Raw genomic sequence first — 23,934 nt, 5'->3', positions numbered from 1 at the left:
CGCATTTCTGCGAGGTTTTTAAAATATAGTTTAAAGAGTAAATTAACCTAAAGTTACTCTTACAAAGTTTTTAACTTCAACATCACCGTAAGATGAAACATATTCTGCAACAGTTTTCTTCTCATCTTTGATGAATTTTTGATCTAATAAACACTGCTCTTGATCTAAAGTAGTGTTATCAGAAATAAATCTTTCCATTTTACCTGGTAAGATTTTATCCCAGATTTGCTCTGGTTTACCTTCCGCTTTTAATTGCTCTTTAGCTTCAGTTTCAGCTTGAGCAAGAGCTTCATCAGTTAATTGTAAACGAGAAACGAATTTTGGTACGTTCTTTAATGGTTTACCTAAACGTACTAATTCTTCATTATCTTTAACGATAGCCGCAATTCTAGCCTCAGTTTCTTTAGCAACATACTCAGCATCAAAACCTTTGTATGATAATGAAGTTGCTCCCATTGAAGCAGCTTGCATTGCTAAATCTTTAGTTAACTCAGCAGCATTATCAACAGCTTTAGTTAAACCAACCATAGCAGCAATTTTACCAACGTGAGTGTAAGCTCCTACATATGGTGCTTCAATTCTTTCAAAAGCAGAAATATCTATTTTTTCTCCAATTACTCCTGTTTGCTCAATTAATTTTTCAGCAACAGTCATACCTCCAAAGTCAGCAGCTAAAAATTCTTCTTTAGTCTTACAGTTAAAAGCGATGTCAACAAATTCCTGAGCTAATTCTTTAAATGAATCGTTTTTAGCAACGAAGTCAGTTTCACAAGCTAATACGATAGCAACACCATAAGTATTGTCATCTGCAACTTTAGTAATTGCAACTCCTTCAGTTGATTCACGATCTGCTCTTTTAGCAGCAATTTTCTGACCTTTTTTACGTAAAATTTCAATAGCCTTGTCAAAGTTTCCTTCGGCTTCCACTAATGCATTTTTACAGTCCATCATACCTGCACCTGTAGTCTCTCTTAATTTTTTAACGTCTGCAGCACTTATTGCCATTTGTTATATTTTTTTAAGGTTGTGATTAAAGTTAAAATAAAATAAAGGTTTCAATGTAATGAAACCTTTATTTTAAAATTATTTTGTTTCTTCTGCTGTAACTTCTTTGTCAGCTTTTGCTTTTTCCTTGTCAGCTTTTCTATCAGCTAAACCTTCAGCAATTGCATCTGTTACATATGATAAAACTTTATCAATTGATTTTGAAGCATCATCATTTGCAGGAATTACGAAATCGATAGGTCTTGGATCAGAGTTCGTATCTACCATTGCAAAGATTGGGATGTTTAATTTTTGTGCTTCAGCAACAGCGATGTGTTCTTTTTTAACATCAATTACAAATAAAGCTCCTGGTAAACGAGTCATATCAGCAATAGAACCTAAGTTCTTTTCTAATTTTTCACGTTGACGGTTAATTTGTAATTTTTCTCTCTTAGATAAAGCGTCGAAAGAACCATCTGTTTTCATTCTATCAATAGAAGCCATTTTTTTAACAGCTTTACGAATAGTAACAAAGTTTGTTAACATACCTCCTGGCCATCTTTCAGTAATGTAAGGCATGTTTACTGCTTTTGCTTTTTCAGCAACGATATCTTTAGCTTGCTTCTTAGTAGCAACGAATAAGATTTTGCGCCCTGAGTTAGCTATTTTTTGTAAAGCTGCAGAAGCTTCATCAATTTTAGCTGATGTTTTATACAAATCGATGATGTGAACACCATTACGTTCTGTATAAATGTATGGAGCCATGTTAGGGTTCCATTTTCTAGTTAAGTGTCCAAAGTGAACACCACTTTCTAATAATTCTTGAATGTTTGCCATTTTAATAAATGTGTTTACGTTCTGTTTTCGCAATATTTCAGTAGGTTTTTACGTCTGAAATATTTAGATACTAAACTGTTAATAAAAAATATTTGAATAACAGTCTCGAAACATTGAATAGATACTGAAACGAGTTCAGCAAAATATTAACGCTTAGAGAACTGGAATTTCTTACGTGCTTTCTTTTGACCGAATTTCTTACGCTCAACCATTCTTGGGTCACGAGTTAATAATCCTTCAGGTTTTAATGCAGCTTTGTTTTCTTCGTTAATTGCTACTAAAGCTCTGGTGATTGCTAAACGAATAGCCTCTGCTTGACCAGTAACACCACCTCCGTAAACGTTAACTTTGATGTCAAATGCATCTAAGTTTTCAGTTAACATTAAAGGTTGTTGAACTTTGTATTGTAAGGTTGGAGTTGTAAAATAGTTTTTAAACTCTCTTTTGTTGATGGTAATGTTTCCTTTTCCTTCTGAAACATATACACGTGCAACAGCTGTTTTTCTTCTACCTATTTTGTGAACTGTTTCCATTATTTAAGATCGTTAAGGTTAATAGCTTTTGGTTTTTGAGCTTCTTGTTGGTGCTCAGTACCTGCGTAAACATATAAATTTCTGAATAACGCACTTCCTAATTTGTTTTTAGGTAACATTCCTTTTACTGCTTTTTCGATTAATCTTGTAGGATCTTTTTCGAACATTTCTGTAGCAGTTAACGATCTTTGTCCTCCTGGGTAACCTGTGTGGCGGATGTAAGTTTTATCTGCCATTTTGTTTCCAGTTAACACAATTTTTTCAGCGTTGATAATAACAACGTTGTCTCCACAATCTACGTGAGGAGTATAATTTGGTTTGTACTTACCTCTAATAAGTTTTGCAACTTTAGAAGCTAGACGACCTAATGTTTGCCCGTCCGCATCAACTAAAACCCACTCTTTGTTTGCAGTAGCACTGTTAGCTGATACTGTTTTGTAACTTAATGTGTTCATAATTACACGATTAGTTTTTGTTTATTGTTAATAATTCTGTTTTTCTCTTTGAAAAGAGAGTGCAAAATTACAACTAATTATTTGATTGACAAATAGTAGGTTAGATTTATTTATTGGGATGTAATACTAAAAAATAAAAAAACCACCTTTTAGGTGGTTTTTAACTCAACGTGGTAGAGTTTAAATTATTCTACTTTTTGGTCTAATAAATCAAAGAATTGACCTAATTTAGGCATTACAATAATTTTTGTACGACGATTTTTTGATTTGTTAGCAGGCGTATCATTCTCTACTAAAGGCACATAGCTACTTCTACCTGCAGCAATTAATCTTTCTGGAGCAACTCCGTATTTGCTTTGTAATTCACGAACAATAGCTGTTGAACGCTTAACAGATAAATCCCAATTATCTTTTAATGATGAGTTTGCAGAGATAGGAGTGTTATCAGTATGTCCTTCAATCATTACATCCATTTGCGGTTGACCGTTAACTACGGTTGCTACTTTTTCTAACACTTTTGATGCTTTGTCAGTAATTGTATAGCTACCGCTTTTAAATAATAATTTATCAGAAATAGAAATGAAAACAACTGTTTTTTCAACATTTACTTCAATATCTTCATCATCAATACCATCTTGTAATTCTTTCTTTAAATGGAAAGCTACTACGAGGTTTAAAGAGTCTTTTTTAGATGCTGCTTCTCTAATTTTATTGATGTATTTGTCTTTTTTACTTAACTGAGCTAAAGTTTCTTTAATATTATCATTAGCTCCTTTAGTTAAAACTGTTAAGTCTCCAACTTGTTCTAGTGTTTTTTCTTTGTCTTTTTTAAGATCATTTACAGTAGTTTGTAATAAATCTGATTTTTCTTGGTAGCGTTCTTTTTCAACCAAACATTTTGTTAAGTTGTTTTTAACCGCTAATAATTCTTCCTTGGTTTGCGCATGTTTTGTTTTCAAAGCTTCAAGTTCTTTGTTAGAAGCACAAGAAGCCAATAATACTACTGAGGCAAATAATAAAGCTAGTTTTTTCATTTTTTGTTTAATTAAAATCTTAAACAAATTTATAAAAATGAACTTACAAAAAAGAAGATTAACTATAATTTAAGAACTTTAATTGAAGTATTTTTGTGGTTAAATTTTATAAAAATCATGAAGAATACTGTTGTATGCCAGCTATTAATGCTGTTTTTTTTATTGAATGCTTGTAAAAAAGCAGAAGAAAAAGCTTTAACAAAATTGCAAGGAAATGTTTTTGGCACCTCATACCATATTATTTATGATTCTGAAATAAATTATCAAAAAGGAATTGATAGTGTTTTTCACTTAGTAAACAAATCATTTTCAACATATCTGCCAACATCTGATATTTCTAAAATCAATCAAAATGACACAACAGTAGTGGTGAATCATTTATTTAAAGAAGTATTTGAAAAATCTAAACGAATTTATAAAGAAACTGAAGGATATTTTGATATCACTGTAGGTCAATTGGTAAATGCCTACGGTTTTGGTTCAAAACAAGAGATGAAAGATTTTTCTGAAGAAGAGTTGAATCAAATGATGCAAAAAATAGGTTTTGATAAGGTGCAATTAGTAAATAATAAAATTGTTAAGCAACATCCAGCAGTTGAGTTGGATGCAAATTCGATTGCGAAAGGTTATGGAATTGATGTAGTTGGCCGATTATTAGAAGAGAAGGGCATCCAAAACTATTTGGTAGAAATAGGAGGAGAGATTAGAACCAGAGGATTGAAAAATGGAAATAAATGGAAAGTGGCTATAGAAAAGCCAAATTTTGATGGAACTCAATCTTTTCAGAAATTAATTGAAGTTTCAGATATTTCTATGGCTACGTCAGGAAACTACCGAAAATTTAAAGTTGCTGACGGAAAAAAATATGTGCATATTTTAAATCCGTTAACAGGTGTTGCGCAAGAAAGTAATTTATTAAGTGCTACCGTATTGGGTTCTATCGATTGTGCTGATGTAGATGCTTATGCAACCGCTTTCATGGCAATGGGATTTGAAAAAACGAAAGTGTTTTTGACAAAACACCCAGAGCTAAAAGTGATTTTATTACATGCCGATGCACAAGGCAATATTGTAGAGTTTGAAAACTAATTTTTGTAGCAAACTGGCAAAATTTCACCGTTCATTAATGCATATCGCTCCACTAATTTTGGGGCGATTTTTTTTGTGTAATCAACTTCATCTACTTTAAAACCAATTGAACGAAGTTTGTCAAAATAATCACGACCATACACGCGTACATGATCGTATTGACCGAATATTTTAGCGCGTTCTTTTGGGTCGGTAATAGAATCGTCTTCAAAAGTGGTTTCCCTTGATAGGTCTTGCGGAATTTGAAAAATACCAAAACCATTTGTTTTCATCACCCTGTACAATTCTTGCATTGCTTTTGTGTCATCAGGAATGTGTTCTAAAACATGATTGCAAAAAACCACATCAAAAGATTCATCTACAAAAGGAAGATCACAAATATCCGCTTTTACATCTGCAATGGGTGATTCTAAATCAGAAGTGAGATAATCTAAGTTTTTTTGTTTTCTGAAAATACTCAAAAAGCATTGTTCAGGAGCAATGTGTAGTACTTTTAATTGCTTTTTTGAAGTGAAAAAATTGGTTTCATTTTTTAAAAACAGCCACATCAATCTGTGTCTTTCTAATGATAAAGTAGAGGGAGAAAGTGCGTTTTCTCGCTGCCTTCCATATCCGTAAGGTAATAATTTTTTAAATGATCTTCCGTCAATAGGATCGGTAAAATTATCGCCTTTTAACCACCAAGATACAGCAGGTCGAACTGCATAACTTGCCTTGATTAAAAAAGGACGAGGAATAGTATTTAAAATTAATTTGAATATTTTCATTCTGTCATTCCTGTGATAGCTGGAATGTAATTTTTGATGTTATTCCGCAACAAGCGCGGAATAACATTAGTAAAAAGATTTTATAATACTAAAGGTTGTTTTCTGAACTCCAATTCTTCATCGCTTTCAATGCCTAACGCATCATAAATATATTGGAAAGTAGATAGCAACTCTGGTTTGCCATCCACAATGGCAACATCATGTTCAAAGTGAGCACTTGGTTTGTTGTCTAAAGTAGTAATTGTCCATCCGTCTTTATGTTGACGGATTTTTTCTGTTCCCATATTAATCATAGGTTCAATTGCTACAGTCATTCCTTCTACAAGTTTTTTACCTCTTCCTCTTCGTCCGTAGTTTGGCATATTGGGATCTTCATGCATGGTTTTACCTAATCCATGTCCAACTAATTCTCTTACAACACCATATCCATGTTTTTCGCAATATTGCTGAATAGCAAAACCAACATCACCAACACGATTACCAACCTTAAGTTCACGAATACCAACATATAAACTTTCTTTAGTTACATCTAATAATTTTTGAACTTCAGGAGCAATTTCTCCTACTGCAAAAGTGTAGGCATGATCACCATAAAATCCATTTTTTATTGCGCCACAATCAATAGAAATGATATCCCCTTCTTGCAAGGGTGTGTTGTTAGGAATACCATGAACTACTTGTGAATTCGGACTCATACAAAGTGTATTAGGAAAATCATACAATCCTAAAAAACCAGGAATGGCATTATGATCACGAATAAAATCTTCGGCAAGTTTATCAAGGTATAAGGTTGTTACTCCAGGTTTTACTTCTTTAGCAAGCATTCCTAGGGTTTTTGATACCACCAAAGCACTTTCGCGCATTAACTCAATTTCTTCTCTGGTTTTCTGTATGATCATGATTTTAAATTTGGCTGCAAATTTACGGTTATTTTTCGTATTTAGCGTGTTGGTAAGGTTGCCCTGAAAGAATTTTTAAAAAATCATTTTCAATTGTGCTATTACCAACAGCATGTTCTACAAATCTTCCTAATTCCTTTCCATCTTTATAAAAAATGAAAGTAGGCACAAAGTTAATATTGTATCCTTTTTCTAAACCTTTTGCTTTCTTTTTTCTATTGACAGTAATTAGCTCTAGGTTTTTATAATCAAATCCTGCTTCGTCCATCAATTTGTAAAAATTAGGAATTTCACGCTGGCTATCACCACACCACGTTCCCATAAAAACTTTTATTGTTACACCTTCTAATAAAGGTTTTATTTGGGCTATGATTTTTTTATCAGTTTCATAATACTCATAATAATCATTAAACCATTCACTGCCATACGGCTCTTGTTTAAAACTTTCTTTGGTGGCAATTCCGATTAAATTTCCGTTTTCATTTTTTTTTGCAGGAAAGTTCTTCGGAACGGCACAAGATGCTAACAAAACTGTAGCTATTATATATATAATTTTTTTCATAATGTGATTTTAAATAAGTGAATGCTGAGTCATTTCTTTTGGTTGTTCTACGTTCATTAGTCGTAAAATAGTGGGTGCAATATCACCTAAAATACCACTTTTTACAGAAGTAATGTCTTTATCGATAACAATAAAAGGAACTGGATTTGTTGTATGTGCTGTGTGTGGTGTTCCATCAGGATTGATCATAGTTTCACAGTTTCCATGATCTGCAATTAATAACGTTGTATAATCATTTTCTAAGGCAGTTGTAATTACATCTTTTACGCAAATATCTACCGCTTCACAAGCTTTTACAGCAGCCTCAAAAACTCCGGTGTGGCCAACCATATCTCCGTTAGCAAAGTTTAAACATACAAAATCTACTTCGCCTTTTTCTAACTCAGGAACAATTGCATCGCGAATTTCATAGGCACTCATTTCTGGTTTTAGATCGTAGGTTGCTACTTTTGGAGATGGGCATAACAATCTTTTCTCACCCTCAAATTCTTTTTCTCTTCCTCCGGAAAAGAAGAATGTTACATGCGGATATTTTTCAGTTTCGGCAATTCTTATTTGTTGCTTACCTGCTTTTGATAAAACTTCACCTAAGGTTTTTTCAATGTTCTTGTTATCATAAATTACATGAATGCCTTTAAAAGTATCATCGTAATTTGTCATCGTAACAAAATACAACGGAAGTTTTTTCATGTTATATTCTGGAAAATCTTGTTGACTTAAAGCGTCGGTTAACTGGCGACCTCTGTCTGTTCTAAAATTGAAAAAGATAACCACATCATCTTCTTGAATGGTAGTTTTCGGTTGATCATTTTCATCTACCATAATAATAGGTTTGATAAACTCATCGGTTACACCTTCTTTGTAACTGTTTAAAATACTTACCTCAGCATTGGTTGAGTGTTTTCCTTCACCTTTCACCAAAGCATTATAGGCTAAACTTACACGTTCCCAACGGTTATCTCTATCCATGGCGTAATAACGACCTGTAATTGATGCCAATTCTCCGGTAGTTTGTTGCATGTATTCTTGAATGTCGTTGATGAAGTATTTACCCGATTTTGGATCGCAATCACGTCCATCAGTAAATGCATGCAAATACACATTTTCTAGACCGTAATTATCAGCAGCAGACAGCAACCCTTTTAAATGATTGATGTGAGAGTGTATTCCTCCATCAGAAACCAATCCTAAAAAATGAATATTTTTATTATTAGTTTTAGCGTATTCAAAAGCTTTTAATAATTCCTCCTCCTTAGCTAAAGTTCCTTCATCAACTGCTTTGTTAATTTTTGCTAAGTTTTGATATACAATTCTTCCTGCACCCAAATTCATGTGTCCAACTTCAGAATTACCCATTTGTCCCACAGGTAAACCTACATGTTCCCCATCGGTGCGTAATTCAGCATTAGGATACTTTTCATATAATGAATTTATAAATGGAGTTTTTGCGTTGTATATAGCTGATACTTTTGGATCTTGAGTGATACCCCAACCATCCAAAATCATTAAAATTACTTTTTTGTTCATGGATTTGTTTTGAACAGTAAAAATAAGAAAGATTTTACGACTCTTTTTAAAATTTTACGAAACCGATTACGTAAATACAAATACTGATAAAGATTAAAAAAATGATAATGTTTCTAGTAATTCTAATTCTATTTTCTTTTTGTAATCTTTGTTTTATTTCTGAGAGTTGTTTTTGTGTTGCTTTTTTATCAAAATATAGTTTTCCGCTTAAAGCACCTGTATTCTTTTCTAGTTTATCAAAGACACTTTTTCTGGGTCTTTTGTTATTCTTTAAACTAGTGATCATTGCAGATACTGCCCCACCAAAACTCATAACAATATTAATTTTTGATTATACCTAATTAGTAGATGATTGACTAAATTTGTTACAATAAAAAAGCTCTTTGTTTACAAAGAGCTTTGAATTATTTTTTATATTTTTTAATGGCTTCCTTAATTTTTTCAATTCGGTTTTCAGGATCGGGGTGGGTACTTTGAAACTCTGGTACTCTATTAGGTCCAGCAGCTTGCTTTAAAATTTCCATTACATTAATTAAATAACGAGGATCATATCCAGATTTTACCATTAAACGAACGCCTAAATCATCACTCTCCAACTCATCTTCTCTACCATATTTCATATTGACAGCATTTGCAATTACAGCAGCACCTTGTGCAGTGTTAGGGTCAAATCCTACTGCGGCACCTGATAATAATCCTTGGGTTAGTTCTTGTTTTGCCATACGTTCTGCTGAATGACGTCCAATAACATGACCAATTTCATGTCCTAATACTCCAGCAACCATGTCCTCATTTAGTCTGCCATCTTCATTTACCAATCTACCAAATAATGCCATGGTAATAAATACCTGTCCTCCCGGTAAAGCAAAGGCATTAATTGTGTTTTCATCTCGTAATAAATGGAATTCAAAAGGGTAGCCAGATTTTTTAGCTATAGAATTATTAACTAATTTACTTCCTATTACATCAACTATTTGTTGATACTGTGCATTGGGGTGTAGGCCTCCATGCTGTTGTGCCATTTGCGGAGCAGAACTTAACCCAATAGCTACTTCTTCTTTAGGAGAAATAGAAATATGCTGTTTTTTCCCTGTATACGGGTTTACTTCAGAGTTAGAGCAATATTTTACAACTGCAAAAAGAGCAATAGCTACTCCTATTAACAACCGAATATTAAAACCACTTTTTCTCATTTTTATAGATTTTTACTTTTGAGTAAATATACAAAAATATACAGGTTTTTATTGCTGGTTATACTTTGTGAAGATGAAATTTCTTAATTTTAGAGCATCAATCCCTAAAAATAATTGAATACATGAATGTGGAATTTGAGCTTAATGAGGTAACTAAAAAACTACCAAAACACTTACATAAGTTTGTGGTTAAACAACCTTATGAAGAATACACTGCCCAAAATCAAGCGGTCTGGAGATATGTTATGCGAATGAATGTTGATTATTTGAGTAAAGTTGCACATGAATCATATGTAGAAGGATTAAAAAAGACGGGAATTTCAATTAATAATATTCCTAGAATGGAAGGAATGAACCGTATTTTACAAGATATTGGTTGGGCAGCAGTTTCTGTTGATGGTTTTATTCCTCCCAATGCGTTTATGGAGTTTCAGGCATATAACGTATTGGTTATTGCTTCGGACATGCGAACCATAAATCATATTGAATATACACCAGCACCAGATATTATTCATGAAGCAGCAGGTCATGCGCCTATTATTGCTAACCCTGAATATGCTGAGTATTTGCGTCGTTTTGGAGAAATAGGGTCCAAGGCTATTTCATCATCTAAAGATTATGAAATGTATGAAGCTATTCGTTTGCTCTCAATTTTAAAAGAGAACCCTAATTCTACTGAAAAAGAAATTGAGGAAGCTCAGCAAAAAGTAGAGTATATACAAAATAATATGGGCGAATTATCTGAAATGGCTCAGATACGTAACCTACATTGGTGGACAGTAGAGTATGGATTAATAGGCGGTCTTGAAGAGCCTAAAATTTATGGTGCAGGATTGTTATCATCTATTGGAGAAAGTAAATGGTGTATGCAAGATGAGGTTAAAAAATTACCTTATACAATTGATGCAGCTACCATGAGTTTTGATATTACTAAACCTCAACCACAATTATTTGTTACGCCCGATTTTGCACATTTGAGCTCTGTTTTAGAAGAGTTTGCTAACACGATGGCGGTTAGAAAAGGAGGATTAGAAGGTGTTGAAAAGTTAATTGATTCTCAAAGTATTGGTACTATTGAATTAAGTTCTGGTATTGAAATTTCAGGAGTATTTGCTAATGTAATAACCGATGAAGAAAATAACCCGATTTATGTACAAACTACGGGTGGTACAGCCTTGTCTTATAGAGGAAAGGAACTTATTGGTCATGGAGTAAAATATCATGCAGAAGGTTTTGGATCTCCTATTGGTAAGTTGAAAAATATAGCAATGCCTATTGAAAAAATGAGTCCGTATGATTTAGATCACTTTGGGATTTATGAAGGCAAACGTATGGAGCTTGATTTTGAAGGAGGAGTAAAGGTAGATGGAGAAATCATAACAGGTACGCGTAATATAAAAGGAGAAGTAATGATTATTTCTTTTAAAAATTGTTATGTAACTCAGTATGATAAAATCTTATTTCAACCTGAATGGGGAGTATATGATATGGCTGTTGGAGCAGAAATAATTTCAGCATATGCTGGTGCTGCTGATAATGCTTCATTTGCTGATATGGGCAAGGTTTCTGAAACAAAAACATATAAAATTCAGTATTCAGATAAAGATAAAAAGTTGTATCAATTGTATGCTGATGTAAGAAAAATGAGAGAAGAAAATACAGCGGATGATAGAACTGTAAGTGAAGTTTTTGATAGTGTTGTAAGAGATTTTCCTAATGATTGGTTGCTAACCTTAGAGTTATATGAATTATGCATTGGTAAAGATTTTACAGTGCAACCTTACATTGAAAAACACCTTGAGCATTTGAAAAGTAACAAAAGCTACATAACTTTACTTAAAAATGGTTTAGCTTTGCTTCCGCAAGTACAAAAAATGTAAAATGCAATTTTTTAAGTTTTTAAGAAAAAAGAAAATGGTAAACGAAATTAAAGAATATTTAGACAAAGGAGCGGTGGTTTTGGATGTAAGATCTGTTGAAGAATGGAATGAAGGACATTGTGTAGGAGCTACGTTAGTAACATTAGGAACCATCCCTGTTAGAGTTGATGAAATTAAAGAGTGGAGTAAGCCAATTATTGCAGTATGTAGAAGTGGTGCAAGAAGTGAGCAAGCTACACAATTTTTAAGAAGTCATGGTTTAGACGTAATTAACGGCGGACCATGGCAAAACGTGGCTCAATACACCAATTAAAAAAGAAAGTTAAAATTGAATAAAAGGAAATGCTTGCTGAAGTGTTTCCTTTTTTTGTTGTAAATTTTTTAAAAACTGTTGATGTTGTTCCGTGTTTGGATTAAAAGGGCGATGCGCTAATCCTTTTTGAATTGTATCCACTTCCTTCATAATTTCTTTAGAGGTGTCAGATAACCATGCTTCCGTAAACTTTTCCCAAATATAATTGATAGCCACTTCAGAAGGATGAATCATATCATCAGCGTAAAAACGATAATCTCGTAATTCATCCATCATAATTTCATAAGATGGAAAATAATGAACATTTTTTCTAGGTTCTACTACTTGATGAATTGCTGATAGTAAATGTGCTTTACTTTGTTGATTTTCTATAAAACCATCTTTGATATGGCGTACCGGAGAGACTGTTAAAATTATGGAAGCGTTAGTGTTTATACTTCGGATTAAAGCAATTGTAGATGTTAAACTCTCGGTAATTTCATCAACTGATAAAATTTCTTTTAAAAACTTTTTCTGCGGAATTTTATGGCAATTAGCAACTAAAATATCAGTTTCAATAAAACGATACACCCAAGAAGTTCCTAGTGTAATAATTATATGAGATGTATTTTTTAGCTGTTGATGAGTAGCTTTTATTGCAGAATTTAATCCTTCTAATAATTCATTTTTATTGATAGAGCTTAATGCCGAATGCGCATCAAAACAACTCCAAATTTCATTGTGGTTAAAAATATCAACTTCAGTATATTCTTTTTCATTAATGCTATTGGTAATTAATTGTTCAATAGCTTTAGGTTGAAATAGAATGCCAAATGGATTTTGTGTCGATTGAAATTTGAAATACCCTAATTTGTTTCCGATATTTTCTGAAAAACAAGAGCCCAATAACAACAATTTAGAGTTGTAATCAATTTGATGATGAGATTGCTTTTGTAAAGGTATTTGGGTTTGTAAATTCATAAGGTTAAAGGTAAAAATAAAAAAGGTTCAAAGTAAAACAAACTTTGAACCTTCTATAGTCTTGTATGGTAAGAATTAACTTACGTATTCTTTAGCTTTATCTAATACTTTCGGAATTCCACCTGGGTTTTTACCTCCGGCAGTAGCAAAGAAATTTTGTCCACCACCACCACCGTGAATGTATTTTCCTAATTCACGAACCACTTTACCTGCATCGTAACCTCTTTCATTGGCTAAATCTTTAGAAATATAACAGGTTAACATTGCTTTTTCTTTAGATGGAGCAGTTGCAAAAAGCACAAATAAATTGTCAACTTCACCACCCAATTCAAATAGTAAGTTTTTAATGCTATTCGGATCTAAATCTACCTGAGCAGCTAAAAAGTGCACACCGTTAACCTCTTGTAGTTGGTTTTTAATGTCGCCTTTCATGTTTTTAGCTTTGTCTTTTAAAAGCTGTTCAATTTGCTTTTTTAAAGCTGCATTTTCATCTTGTAAACCAGATACAGTTTTAACCAAATCTTTAGGGTTCTTTAGTAATTGTTTTACTTCAGAATAATCTTTTTCTATGCTTTCAAAATAATCACCAACAGCTACATTGGTAATGGCTTCAATACGACGAATTCCTGCAGCCACAGCTCCTTCCGACTTAATTTTGAAATACCAAATATCTCCAGTTTGTTGCACGTGTGTACCACCACATAATTCCATTGACTGTCCGAATTTAATAGCACGAACGCTATCTCCGTATTTCTCTCCAAACAATGCTAAAGCACCTTCGTCAATAGCTTGTTGCATTGGTATATTTCTTCTTTCGATTAAAGGTAAATTCTCTTTAATACGAGAGTTTACAAACTCTTCAATTTCTTCTAATTGACCTTTGTCTACTTTAGAGAAATGAGAAAAATCAAAACGTAAATAATCAGGACTTACCAATGATCCTTTTTGCTCTACATGCGTACCTAAAATAGCACGCAACGCTTGGTGTAACAAGTGCGTTGCAGAGTGATTACTTGCTGACAAGCTTCTGAATTCTTCATTAACTACAGCTCTAAAAGTTTCATTTAAATTTTTAGGTAAACTCTTAGTGAAATGAATGATTACGTTATTTTCTTTTTTAGTATCTAAAATATGAACTACATCTCCGTTTGGAGTTTCAATATAACCTTTATCACCAACTTGTCCACCACCTTCAGGATAAAATGGAGTCATGTTAAACACTAACTGATATTGATCTCCTTCTTTTTTAGTAGTTACTTTTCTGTATCGAGTTAGCTTTACATCAACACTTAATGTGTCGTAACCAACAAATTCTTCAGTTTCATCTTCTACTAAAGTTACCCAGTCACCTGTTTCACTTGCAGATGCTGAACGCGATCTGTTTTTTTGCTTTTCCATTTCAGAAGCAAACTCATCCTCGTTAATTGAATATCCTTTTTCTCGAGCAATTAACTGAGTTAAATCTAAAGGAAAACCATAGGTATCGTATAATTCAAATGCTTTTTTACCAGAAATTGTATCCGCTTTAGTGTCTTCAATAACTTTATCTAACAACAATAAACCTTGATCTAAAGTGCGTAAGAATGAAGCTTCTTCTTCCTTAATTACATTGTGTACTAAAGTATCTTGCTTTCTAATTTCTGGGAAAGCATGACCCATTTGATGGCTTAAAGTTTCTGCTAGCTTATAAATAAAAGGTTCTTTTTGATTTAAGAACGTGAATCCGTAACGAATTGCACGACGCAAAATTCTACGAATCACATAACCAGCACCGTTGTTGCTCGGTAGTTGTCCGTCTGCAATAGCAAAAGCAACTGCACGAACGTGATCTGCAATTACACGAATAGCAATATCAACCTTTTCATCTTTTCCGTATGTAACTCCAGAGATAGTTTCAATTTCACGAATTAATGGAGTAAACACATCAGTATCATAGTTAGATTGAACGCCTTGTAACACCATACATAAACGCTCAAATCCCATACCTGTATCTATATGTTTTGCTGGTAATTCTTGTAAAGAACCATCTGCTTTACGGTTGTATTGCATGAAAACTAAGTTCCAAATTTCTACTACCTGCGGATGATCCATATTTACTAAAGATTTACCATCAACTTTTGCTTTTTCTTCTGCCGAACGAATATCTACATGAATTTCAGAACAAGGTCCACAAGGTCCTTGATCTCCCATTTCCCAGAAGTTATCTTTTTTATTTCCTTTTAAAATACGGTCTTCAGCAATATGCTGTTTCCATAAGTCATACGCTTCGGTATCCATTTTAGTACCATCTTGCTTATCACCTTCAAAAACGGTAACATATAAAATGTCTTTATCTATTTTGTATACTTCTGTAAGTAATTCCCAAGCCCAAGCAATTGCTTCTTTTTTAAAATAATCACCAAAACTCCAGTTTCCTAACATTTCAAACATAGTGTGGTGGTAGGTATCGTAACCAACTTCTTCCAAATCATTGTGTTTACCAGAAACACGTAAACATTTTTGCGAATCGGCAATTCTAGTACTTTTAGGTTTGGCATTTCCCAAGAAATATTCTTTAAAAGGTGCCATACCAGAATTGGTAAACATTAACGTTGGGTCGTTTTTTAATACCATAGGTGCAGAAGGCACTATTAAATGCTGTTTAGACTTAAAAAAATCTAAAAATTGAGTTCTTATTTCTTGAGATTTCATACGATGATCTTAAAATCGAATTATGTTAAAATAATTGTAATTAAACGTTCTAAAATCTATGTTTTAAAACATTTTGTAAATTTGTGGGATATACTAGGCTCATTTTTGTTGATAAGCCCCCATAAAAACCACAAAAATAGTATATTTAGTCTTATGGCAAAAGTAAAATATTATTATGATCCCGATACCTTATCTTACAGGAGAATTGAGGTAAGAAAAAGAGATAAAGTAAAAAATACAATCATTGGAATGTTGAGTATTTTATTAACTGCTTTCTTTGGATTTATTGTATTTAGTCAGTTTTTAACATCTCCTAAAGAAAGAGCTCAAAAAAGAGAATTGGAAAACTTAAAGTTACATTACGAACTTTTAAGTAAACGGATGGAAGAGAGTTCAAATGTTTTAGCTGATTTACAAGAAAGAGATAACTATATTTATAGAACATATTTTGAAGCAAATCCTATACCAGATGAACAACGTAAAGCTGGTTTTGGAGGAGTAAACCGTTATAAAAGCTTAGAAGGTTTTGATAATAGTGGAATGATTAAAAATGTAACTAAAGATTTAGATATTTTATCTAAACAAATAGTAGTACAATCTAAATCATTAGATGAAATAGTAGAGTTAGCCAAAGAGAAAGAAAAAATGTTGGCATCCATACCTGCTATTCAACCAGTAAAAAATCAAGATTTAAAAAGAATGGCTTCTGGTTTTGGAATGCGTTTGCATCCAATTTTAAAATCATGGAGAATGCATAAAGGAATGGATTTTACCTCACCAACTGGAACGCCAATTTATGCTTCTGGTAATGGTAAAGTAATTAGAGCAACTAGAAGTTCTACTTACGGAAATGTAATCTATATAGATCATGGTTATGGTTATGAAACTATTTATGCTCACATGAGTAAATTTGTAGCTAAAAGAGGGCAACAGGTAAAACGTGGAGATTTAATAGGATATGTGGGCAATACAGGAAGATCTGCAGCGCCACACTTACACTATGAAGTGCATAAAAATGGCAGACCGGTAAATCCAATTTATTATTACTACGGAGATCTTACTCCAGAAGAGTTTGCAGCAATGCAAAAAGCCTCTCAAGAACAAAGACAATCTTACGATTAATTTGTAACTTGCATATTAAAAGTTGTAAATGCACGTAGATTTACCTGAAAAAAGATATTATAAAATAGGAGAAGTAGCTAAGGCCTTTGGCGTTAATACTTCTCTTATTCGTTTTTGGGAGGGTGAGTTTGATGTAATTAGACCCAAAAAAAACGCTAAAGGCAACCGTTTATTCACACCAGAAGATATTGAAAACTTCAAGTTAATTTATAACCTAGTTAAAGAAAGAGGCTTTACGTTAGACGGAGCTAAACAAAAACTCAAGAAAAATCCAGATAAGGTTGTTGAAAATCATGAAATTATTAGTAGATTAGAAGCAGTGAAAGCTGAATTAATCAAAATTAAAAATCAATTATAAATCAAAAAAAAGAGAAGAATTATGAAAAAATGGTTGGTACCTTTAATAGTTATAGCTGTATTTGCTTTTGCCATTTATGGATGGGCTAAAGGTTTTTACAATACAGCAATTGTTCATCAAGAAGATGCAAAAACAGCTTGGTCTAATGTAGAGAGTTCTTACCAAAGAAGAAATGATTTAATAGGGAACTTGGTAAAAACGGTACAAGGAGCTGCCGACTTTGAAAAAAGCACCCTAACAGAAGTAATAGAAGCTAGAGCAAAAGCTACACAAACAACTATAAATCCAGGAGATTTAACTCCAGAAAATATTGCTAAATTTCAAGAGGCACAAGCAGGATTAAGCGGTGCATTATCAAGATTATTGGTTTCTGTTGAAAGATATCCTGATTTAAAAACCAATAAAAACTTTTTAGAGTTACAAAGCCAATTAGAAGGAACAGAGAACAGAATTAATGTGGCACGTGATAGATTTAATGAAGCTGTAAACGTGTATAACAAGCATATTAAACAGTTTCCAGGTAATATATTAGCGGGAATTTTCAATTTAGAAGAAATGGCACGTTATAAAGCAGATCCAGGTTCAGAAAAAGCACCAGATGTAGATTTTAAATTCTAAAAATATGTCTAACGTAGAAGATTTTCTTACTGCCCAAGAAGAAGAGGAGATCGTTCTAGCCATTAGACAAGCAGAGCGAAACACTTCTGGCGAAATTCGAGTTCATCTAGAAAGAACTTCACATATTTCTCATTATAATAGAGCAATAGAAGTGTTTCGTTTGCTTAAAATGTTCAATACCAAGCAAAGAAATGCAGTATTAATTTATGTAGCTGTTGATGATCATAAATTTGTAATTTATGGAGACAAAGGTATCGATGCCGTTGTTCCAAAAGATTTTTGGGAATCCACAAAAAACATAATACAAAAACACTTTCAAAAAAGAAATTTTAAAGAAGGCCTTATTGAAGGAGTATTAAAAGCAGGAGAAGAGTTGAAAGCTCACTTTCCATGGAATGCTTCTGATATAAATGAATTGCCAAACAAAGTTTCTAAAAGCTAAATGAAAAAGATTTTACAACATACTATATCCCTAGCTTTACTTGTTTTTATCGGAATTCAAAGCTTATATGCACAATATGATATTCCTGAAAAACCTGATTTTCAAACTAGCGTTTACGATTATATAGGGCTACTTTCTACCAATGAAAAATCCGCTTTAGAAAATAAGCTGATTAAGTATTCAGATACCACTTCAACCCAAATTGTTGTAGCTATAATTAGTACCACAAAGGGAGAAGAGATTGGATATTTAGCTACCAATTGGGCTCATAAATGGGGAATAGGAGGGAGTAAAGAAAAAGATAATGGAGTTTTTGTTTTATTGGCTAAAGACGATAAAAAAATTACTATTAGAACGGGTTATGGAGTAGAACATTTATTAACCGATTATACATCACGTCAAATTATTGAATATAATATCATTCCACATTTTAAAAATGGTAATTTTTATGCTGGTTTAGATAGTGGTGTCAATGCTATTTTTAAAGTTTTACAAGGCGAATACCAAGGGACTAGAAAGCAAAGCAAAGGCTTCGACCCAAGTTTTTTGATCTTCTTTATTATTATGATAATTTTTATCATTCTTATTTCTCGTGGAAACAGAGGAGGAAGAGGAGGAGGTTACAGAAATTACCGAGATGATAGAACTACTAGAAGTATTTTAGAAACCATTATTTTAAGCAACGCAGGTCGCGGCGGTTTTGGTGGCGGTGGCTTCGGAGGAGGCTCTTCAGGTGGTTTCGGCGGAGGAGGTTTTGGTGGCGGCTTCGGCGGAGGCGGCTTTGGTGGTGGTGGTGCTACCGGCGGTTGGTAAATTTTATTAGTATTTGTTTTTTTTAACTTTTCTTCCCCGCCAAATTAAAAAGCCTGTTATTGGTAAACTGGCTACAAAAAGACTAATTAAAAAGGCAATTAATTTTCCAATAAAACCAAAATATTGCCCAGTGTGTAAGCCATAATTCATTTCTTGTAATTTTAACCCAGGACTTTTATCTTCATAAAAATGATTATCCAAAATCTCCCCAGTTTGTGGATGGAAATAAAAGTTAGACTGATGATGAAATTCTAAAGAATTCGGATATGCCCCAGTTATAATAGGAAGCTCTTCACCTTGATTCCAAACAAAATACATTCCACTTTGAGGTAAGGTTTCTCGGGTTTTCATAAAGGCTAAATCTATAGCATTTATGCTTGTTTCACTTTTAAGAGACTTAATCATAGTTGTAGGAGTATCTTTTGGATATTCTTGCCCTAAATTACCTATAAGATAAAAACTGTCATGTATCCATTCATAAGAAAAACTCAATCCGGTTACAGCAATGATAAGCGCAAGTATAAAATTGTATAGTCCTATTGTTCTGTGCCAATCATAATTTACACGTCGCCATTTAGCCTTCCATTTTATTTTAAAATTCATTGAGCTGTTTTTCCATTTTTTTGGCCACCAAAGTATAATACCGGTAATGAGCATTACAATAAAAATAAGTGTAGAAATGCCTACTACTTGTTTACCTATTTCAGGTGGCAGCAACAAGTGCATATGAATTTTTTCAATAATTAAAAAAAAGTCTGTGTTGAGGTTTTGAAGATGTGTTATTTCTCCTGAATAAGGGTTGAAATAAATATTATGCGGAACGTTATCTATTTCAACATATATATGCGCAGGTCTACTATTGTTTTGATAGACAACCATGTTAGCATTAGTATCGGGAAAACGTTGCTTTGCTAAATCTATAAGTTTAGAAGGCAACACAAAAGATGTATTTTCTGGAGTAATTTTTCTCCATGATTGGGTTGCATCTCTAATTTCATCATGAAAAACAAAAATAGTTCCAGTAATAGCAACGATGAAGACAATAATTCCAGAGATTAATCCTAGCCAAAGATGGATTTTTCCAATCCACTTTTTGAAAGAATTCTTTTTCTTATTTTTTTTTGCCATAGAAAAAGTAAAGACGATTAAGTAAATTTAGTATTAATTGACAAATGTATGAAGTAATAGTAAACTCCAACCAACAATTAATAACAAGCCTCCAATAGGGGTAATTGGGCCTAAAAAACGAAGTTTCTTTCCAAAAGCATCCGACAAAACTAAACCGTAAATACTAAAAGAAAATAAGAGTATCCCAATAGTAAAACACCAATAAATAGCAGAAGTAACTTGAGCAGAATTGAAGCCTAAAATCAACAAAACAATGGCGTGATACATTTGGTATTTTACTCCGGTTTCAAAGTTTTTTAATTGATCTAAAGTGAGTTTCTTTTTTAAAGCATGAGCTCCAAAGGCTCCAAAAATTACAGATAGCATTCCAAAAATGGTTGCAGTTATTATAATTGTTTGTTGTGTCATTTTTGAAATTTTACGCTAGTTATTACAGCGCAAAAATACTTACTTTTTAATTGAAGTCAGAAAGTTTTGATATTCTTCTTCAGTATCAATATCAATAAAAGGTAAATGAAAAAGTTGAATACAATTTTCTTTTTCTGAAAGTAATAATTCACGAGCGCCTTTATCTCCTTTTAGTTGAGTTAACTGCTTAAAATAGTTCCTTGGAAAAATAGCAGGAACACCAATTTTACCATTATAATTAGAAACAGAAATTTTATCAGGATTTTTATTAAAGGAGTCGATCAATTTGTTTAAATAGTTTGACGTTACCGTGGGTTGATCTCCCAGCATAATTAAAGCAGCATCAAAATCTTTAGAGCTTATATGATTAATTCCGGAAATTATACTTGCGCTTAATCCTTGTTCATAATTAGGGTTTATAATCGTTTCAATTTCATAATGTTTAATTGAAGTTTTTATCTTTTCAGCATTCGCTCCTAAAATGCAATAAATACTATCAGTTTTTGACTGTTTTGCATTTTCAATTGCTAACCCTACTAAAGTAGTAGAACCAACTTTTAAAAGCTGTTTGGTGACATCCATTCTGGTAGATTTACCAGCGGCTAAAATTAAAATAGCGATTTTGAAATGCATTTATGCATGTATTTTACCAACTATGGCTTTTAATGAAAAAGGTTGTTTTTGACGTGTAACACTAAGAATTTCAGACACAATAGATAGCGCAATTTCTTCAGGAGTTTCCGCACCAATATTCAATCCAGCAGGTGTGAAAATAGAATCTAAAAACTCTTCAGTAACTTCAGGAGTATATTCAAAAATTTCATTAAACATTCTTTCTCTACGATTAAATGCACCTAACATTCCGAGATACGCAGGACTCAACTTCTGAAATAAGATTAAATACTTCAAATCTTGTACGTAGCTATGATTCATAATTACTACAGCGGTTTGTTTATTTACATCTGACAAATCTATTGTTTCAGGGGTTTGTGCTGAAACAGATGTTGCTCCGGGAAAATCAGATAATTGCTTTGGATCTTTTATAGAAGAAACAACATCTACTTCCCAACCTAATAATGATGCCATAGTACATAACTTAACAGCATCGTGTTCTGCACCAATAATCAATAAGCGAAAACAGGGTTGAAATGTTTGAGAAAAAACGTGTAGATTTTGAAAATCTTGCGGATTGAAATCATTAGCAAAAGTAAAACTTGAATTATCTTCAAATCGAATTACCGATCCAAATTCGCCAAAAACTTCATCTGTTTGCTCGTAAAAGGATTGGATTTCAATCGGATTTCTAGCTTCTAATTGAGAAGAAAAAGAGCTTAAAAAATCATCAGAAACAAAAAAAGGTTCTAACAAAATGTACAAAATACCTTCGCAACCCAATCTGTACCTGCCGTCGTAGGTTATAACTTTTGCACGATTATCATTAAAAATAGTTTGAGAACGATGATGTACTTCTTTTTCTACACATCCGCCGCTTACAGCTCCTGTTATTTTTCCGTTTTCAGCAATAAGCATACGTACTCCAGGTTTTCGGTAAGAAGAACCTTCTAAAAAAACCACTGTAGCAAGAATGTTTTTTAATCCGTTTTCCTGATTAATTCTAGCTTGCTTAACTATTTCTTTGAATTCGTGTATCATTTTGTTAAGTACTAATATACAATAAAAAAGACTTAAGAACTACATGATAACATAGAACAACCTATTTTATGACGAGCCCATTCAGGACGTTTAACAAACCATTTTTCATGATTTGATTGTTCATCATACGGATTTTTAAGTAGTTGATACAACTCGTCAATGAGTTGGTAATCTCCTTTATTGGCATCATCAATAGCAAGTTGTGCCATATAGTTTCGTAACACATATTTAGGATTAACCGAATTCATTTTTTGCTTTCTTTTTTCGTCAGAAAGTTTTTCAGTTTTTAAAATTTCTAGATAGTTTGAAAACCAATTTAACCATTGATCTTTTATATCGTCTTTAACTTCCTCTAAAGTATAAAAAGCGAATTCAACTTTTTGAATTGCACTTTCTTGTGAATCATCTTTAATAATATTTGCTAAATTCCTAAAGAAAATAGTATAATCTGTTTCGGTAAATTGTAACGTTTTTTCTAATTGAGAAATAATTTCTGAATGATTTTCAGATGAAAATAAGCCTAACTTGTTTTTCATCATTTGCTCATAGGCTTTAAGATATAATTCTTCGTATTCATCAAGAATGTTTTGAAGTGGTTCAGCCTCGTTAATTAATGGATACAAAGCATTTGCTAATTTGTACAAATTCCACATGCCAATGTAGGGTTGGTTTCCAAAACGATATCTGCGATGTTGAGTGTCGGTAGTATTAGGTGTCCACTCGTAATCAAACCCTTCAAGCCACCCGTAGGGTCCGTAGTCAATGGTGAGTCCAAGAATAGACATATTATCGGTATTCATTACACCATGGACAAATCCAACACGTTGCCAATGAACAATCATATTAATAGTTCTATCACGAACTTCAGTTAAAAAATCAAGATATTTTTGTTTTCCTTCGGAAAGAATTTCAGGATAAAAATGTTTAATGGTGTAGTCTGCTAGCAATTGTAATGTCTCATGATTTTCTCTTGAGGCAAGAATTTCAAAATTTCCAAAACGAATAAAACTAGGAGCTACTCTACAAACAATAGCGCCTTTTTCATAAGCCGGATTTCCGTTATACATTATGTCTCTCAACACTTTGTCACCACTTAACATTAAAGATAACGATCGAGTAGTAGAAACGCCTAAATAATGCATAGCTTCGCTACACAAATGTTCTCGGATAGAAGAACGTAAAACAGCTAATCCATCAGCAGAACGAGAATAAGGTGTTTCACCGGCTCCTTTTAATTGCAACGCCCAACGTTGTTTGTTGTGAACAACCTCAAATAAGTTAATGGCTCTACCGTCACCTAATTGTCCTGCCCATTGCCCAAATTGATGTCCGCCATAACACATGGCATACGGATGTGTATTTTCTATAATTTGATTACCGGAAAAAATGGTTAAAAACTCTTCAGAAGTAGCATCTTCTTCAGTTAAACCTATTTCTTGTAACATTTCATTAGAAACATGAATAAGTTTAGGATTTGAAGTTTTTTTAGGTTCAACATACGAAAAACAAGCGTCCACAACTTGCCGACGATGGTTGTCTAAAACTTTGTCGGCAGGTAAAGATTTTGTAAACGAGTTATCAATATTCAGCTTATTTTTAAGCATCATGCGTCATAGAATTACTCTAACAAAGGTACGGAATAGAAATAGGAATTAAAGTTCATAACAA

26 protein-coding genes are annotated in these 23,934 nt (G+C 32.9%); 8 read left to right on the top strand and 18 right to left on the bottom strand.

Annotated features, from left to right (window positions below):
- Positions 1-42: 42 nt before the first annotated feature.
- The 5 genes from tsf to SLH33_RS08885 all read right to left on the bottom strand — a co-directional run bounded on the left by tsf (position 43) and on the right by SLH33_RS08885 (position 3,843).
- Complete coding sequence (gene tsf / locus SLH33_RS08905) at positions 43-1,005, bottom strand: translation elongation factor Ts (protein WP_320418732.1); 963 nt, start codon at positions 1,003-1,005, stop codon at positions 43-45.
- A 78-nt stretch (positions 1,006-1,083) separates the two neighbouring features.
- Positions 1,084-1,821, bottom strand: coding sequence for a 30S ribosomal protein S2 (gene rpsB, locus SLH33_RS08900; protein WP_320418731.1), 738 nt, complete (start codon positions 1,819-1,821; stop codon positions 1,084-1,086).
- Positions 1,822-1,967: 146 nt separating this feature from the next.
- On the bottom strand, positions 1,968-2,354 hold the full coding sequence (gene rpsI / locus SLH33_RS08895) for a 30S ribosomal protein S9 (RefSeq protein ID WP_320418730.1): 387 nt from the start codon (positions 2,352-2,354) through the stop codon (positions 1,968-1,970).
- Positions 2,354-2,809: a 50S ribosomal protein L13 gene (gene rplM / locus SLH33_RS08890; RefSeq protein WP_320418729.1), complete on the bottom strand. Its 456-nt coding sequence runs from the start codon at positions 2,807-2,809 to the stop codon at positions 2,354-2,356. Before rplM ends, rpsI begins: the two co-directional genes overlap by 1 nt.
- A 185-nt stretch (positions 2,810-2,994) precedes the next feature.
- Entirely contained in the window at positions 2,995-3,843 is an 849-nt protein-coding gene (locus tag SLH33_RS08885) for a flagellar motor protein MotB (RefSeq protein ID WP_320418728.1), read from the bottom strand.
- Between the two features lie 117 nt (positions 3,844-3,960).
- Here SLH33_RS08885 and SLH33_RS08880 point away from each other — a divergent pair, with 117 nt between their 5' ends.
- Positions 3,961-4,932, top strand: a complete 972-nt coding sequence (locus tag SLH33_RS08880) for an FAD:protein FMN transferase (RefSeq protein ID WP_320418727.1) — start codon at positions 3,961-3,963, stop codon at positions 4,930-4,932.
- Here SLH33_RS08880 and SLH33_RS08875 read toward each other — a convergent pair.
- The 6 genes from SLH33_RS08875 to SLH33_RS08850 all read right to left on the bottom strand — a co-directional run bounded on the left by SLH33_RS08875 (position 4,929) and on the right by SLH33_RS08850 (position 9,880).
- Entirely contained in the window at positions 4,929-5,699 is a 771-nt protein-coding gene (locus tag SLH33_RS08875; protein ID WP_320418726.1) for a class I SAM-dependent methyltransferase, read from the bottom strand. The two genes, SLH33_RS08880 and SLH33_RS08875, sit on opposite strands and share 4 nt — an antisense overlap.
- 80 nt (positions 5,700-5,779) lie before the next feature.
- Positions 5,780-6,598 carry a type I methionyl aminopeptidase gene (gene map / locus SLH33_RS08870; protein ID WP_320418725.1) on the bottom strand — a complete coding sequence of 273 codons (819 nt, stop codon included), beginning with the start codon at positions 6,596-6,598 and terminating at the stop codon, positions 5,780-5,782.
- Between the two features lie 28 nt (positions 6,599-6,626).
- Entirely contained in the window at positions 6,627-7,160 is a 534-nt protein-coding gene (locus tag SLH33_RS08865) for a thioredoxin family protein (protein WP_320418724.1), read from the bottom strand.
- A gap of 9 nt (positions 7,161-7,169) precedes the next feature.
- Entirely contained in the window at positions 7,170-8,687 is a 1,518-nt protein-coding gene (gene gpmI / locus SLH33_RS08860; protein ID WP_320418723.1) for a 2,3-bisphosphoglycerate-independent phosphoglycerate mutase, read from the bottom strand.
- A gap of 46 nt (positions 8,688-8,733) precedes the next feature.
- Positions 8,734-9,000, bottom strand: a complete 267-nt coding sequence (locus tag SLH33_RS08855; protein ID WP_320418722.1) for a hypothetical protein — start codon at positions 8,998-9,000, stop codon at positions 8,734-8,736.
- 91 nt (positions 9,001-9,091) lie between these two features.
- Positions 9,092-9,880, bottom strand: coding sequence for a M48 family metalloprotease (locus SLH33_RS08850; RefSeq protein WP_320418721.1), 789 nt, complete (start codon positions 9,878-9,880; stop codon positions 9,092-9,094).
- Positions 9,881-10,002: 122 nt separating this feature from the next.
- On the opposite strand from SLH33_RS08850, the gene SLH33_RS08845 reads away from it, so the two are divergent.
- Both SLH33_RS08845 and SLH33_RS08840 read left to right on the top strand, forming a co-directional pair.
- Positions 10,003-11,760, top strand: coding sequence for an aromatic amino acid hydroxylase (locus tag SLH33_RS08845; protein WP_320418720.1), 1,758 nt, complete (start codon positions 10,003-10,005; stop codon positions 11,758-11,760).
- 1 nt (position 11,761) lies between these two features.
- A complete protein-coding gene (locus SLH33_RS08840; protein ID WP_320418719.1) occupies positions 11,762-12,073 on the top strand; it encodes a rhodanese-like domain-containing protein in 312 nt (103 codons plus the stop codon).
- A 9-nt stretch (positions 12,074-12,082) separates the two neighbouring features.
- On the opposite strand, the gene SLH33_RS08835 is transcribed toward SLH33_RS08840, so the two are convergent.
- Together SLH33_RS08835 and alaS are read right to left on the bottom strand one after the other, a co-directional pair.
- The gene (locus tag SLH33_RS08835) at positions 12,083-13,033 is read right to left on the bottom strand and encodes a GSCFA domain-containing protein (protein ID WP_320418718.1); all 951 of its coding nucleotides are present in this window, start codon (positions 13,031-13,033) and stop codon (positions 12,083-12,085) included.
- 75 nt (positions 13,034-13,108) lie between these two features.
- A complete protein-coding gene (gene alaS / locus SLH33_RS08830; protein WP_320418717.1) occupies positions 13,109-15,724 on the bottom strand; it encodes an alanine--tRNA ligase in 2,616 nt (871 codons plus the stop codon).
- 153 nt (positions 15,725-15,877) lie between these two features.
- Between alaS and SLH33_RS08825 the strand changes: the two genes are divergently transcribed.
- From SLH33_RS08825 to SLH33_RS08805, 5 genes are read left to right on the top strand one after another with little or no spacing between them, the layout of a single operon-like run.
- Positions 15,878-16,846 (top strand): M23 family metallopeptidase, encoded by a 969-nt coding sequence (locus tag SLH33_RS08825; RefSeq protein WP_320418716.1) that lies wholly within the window; start codon positions 15,878-15,880, stop codon positions 16,844-16,846.
- Between the two features lie 28 nt (positions 16,847-16,874).
- The gene (locus SLH33_RS08820; RefSeq protein ID WP_320418715.1) at positions 16,875-17,204 is read left to right on the top strand and encodes a MerR family transcriptional regulator; all 330 of its coding nucleotides are present in this window, start codon (positions 16,875-16,877) and stop codon (positions 17,202-17,204) included.
- Between the two features lie 21 nt (positions 17,205-17,225).
- Positions 17,226-17,822 (top strand): LemA family protein, encoded by a 597-nt coding sequence (locus SLH33_RS08815; RefSeq protein ID WP_320418714.1) that lies wholly within the window; start codon positions 17,226-17,228, stop codon positions 17,820-17,822.
- 4 nt (positions 17,823-17,826) lie between these two features.
- Entirely contained in the window at positions 17,827-18,264 is a 438-nt protein-coding gene (locus SLH33_RS08810; RefSeq protein ID WP_320418713.1) for a TPM domain-containing protein, read from the top strand.
- A complete protein-coding gene (locus tag SLH33_RS08805) occupies positions 18,265-19,077 on the top strand; it encodes a TPM domain-containing protein (protein WP_320418712.1) in 813 nt (270 codons plus the stop codon).
- A 6-nt stretch (positions 19,078-19,083) separates the two neighbouring features.
- Here SLH33_RS08805 and SLH33_RS08800 read toward each other — a convergent pair whose 3' ends face one another.
- Genes SLH33_RS08800 through SLH33_RS08780 form a run of 5 tightly spaced genes read right to left on the bottom strand, consistent with a single transcriptional unit; the run spans position 19,084 to position 23,873 of the window.
- On the bottom strand, positions 19,084-20,205 hold the full coding sequence (locus SLH33_RS08800) for a PepSY-associated TM helix domain-containing protein (protein ID WP_320418711.1): 1,122 nt from the start codon (positions 20,203-20,205) through the stop codon (positions 19,084-19,086).
- Between the two features lie 33 nt (positions 20,206-20,238).
- A complete protein-coding gene (locus tag SLH33_RS08795; RefSeq protein WP_320418710.1) occupies positions 20,239-20,613 on the bottom strand; it encodes a DUF423 domain-containing protein in 375 nt (124 codons plus the stop codon).
- A 39-nt stretch (positions 20,614-20,652) separates the two neighbouring features.
- The gene (locus SLH33_RS08790; protein WP_320418709.1) at positions 20,653-21,246 is read right to left on the bottom strand and encodes a nucleotidyltransferase family protein; all 594 of its coding nucleotides are present in this window, start codon (positions 21,244-21,246) and stop codon (positions 20,653-20,655) included.
- Positions 21,247-22,266, bottom strand: coding sequence for an XdhC family protein (locus tag SLH33_RS08785; protein ID WP_320418708.1), 1,020 nt, complete (start codon positions 22,264-22,266; stop codon positions 21,247-21,249). It lies immediately after the preceding gene.
- Between the two features lie 32 nt (positions 22,267-22,298).
- Positions 22,299-23,873 carry a protein adenylyltransferase SelO gene (locus tag SLH33_RS08780; RefSeq protein ID WP_413818263.1) on the bottom strand — a complete coding sequence of 525 codons (1,575 nt, stop codon included), beginning with the start codon at positions 23,871-23,873 and terminating at the stop codon, positions 22,299-22,301.
- Between the last annotated feature and the right edge of the window lie 61 nt (positions 23,874-23,934).

Origin of the sequence: Tenacibaculum sp. IB213877, from assembly GCF_034043975.1 — a bacterium.
Classification (GTDB): Bacteria; Bacteroidota; Bacteroidia; order Flavobacteriales; family Flavobacteriaceae; genus Polaribacter.
Note: the sequence above shows the minus strand (reverse complement) of the source record. Positions and strands in the feature narration are given on the sequence as shown.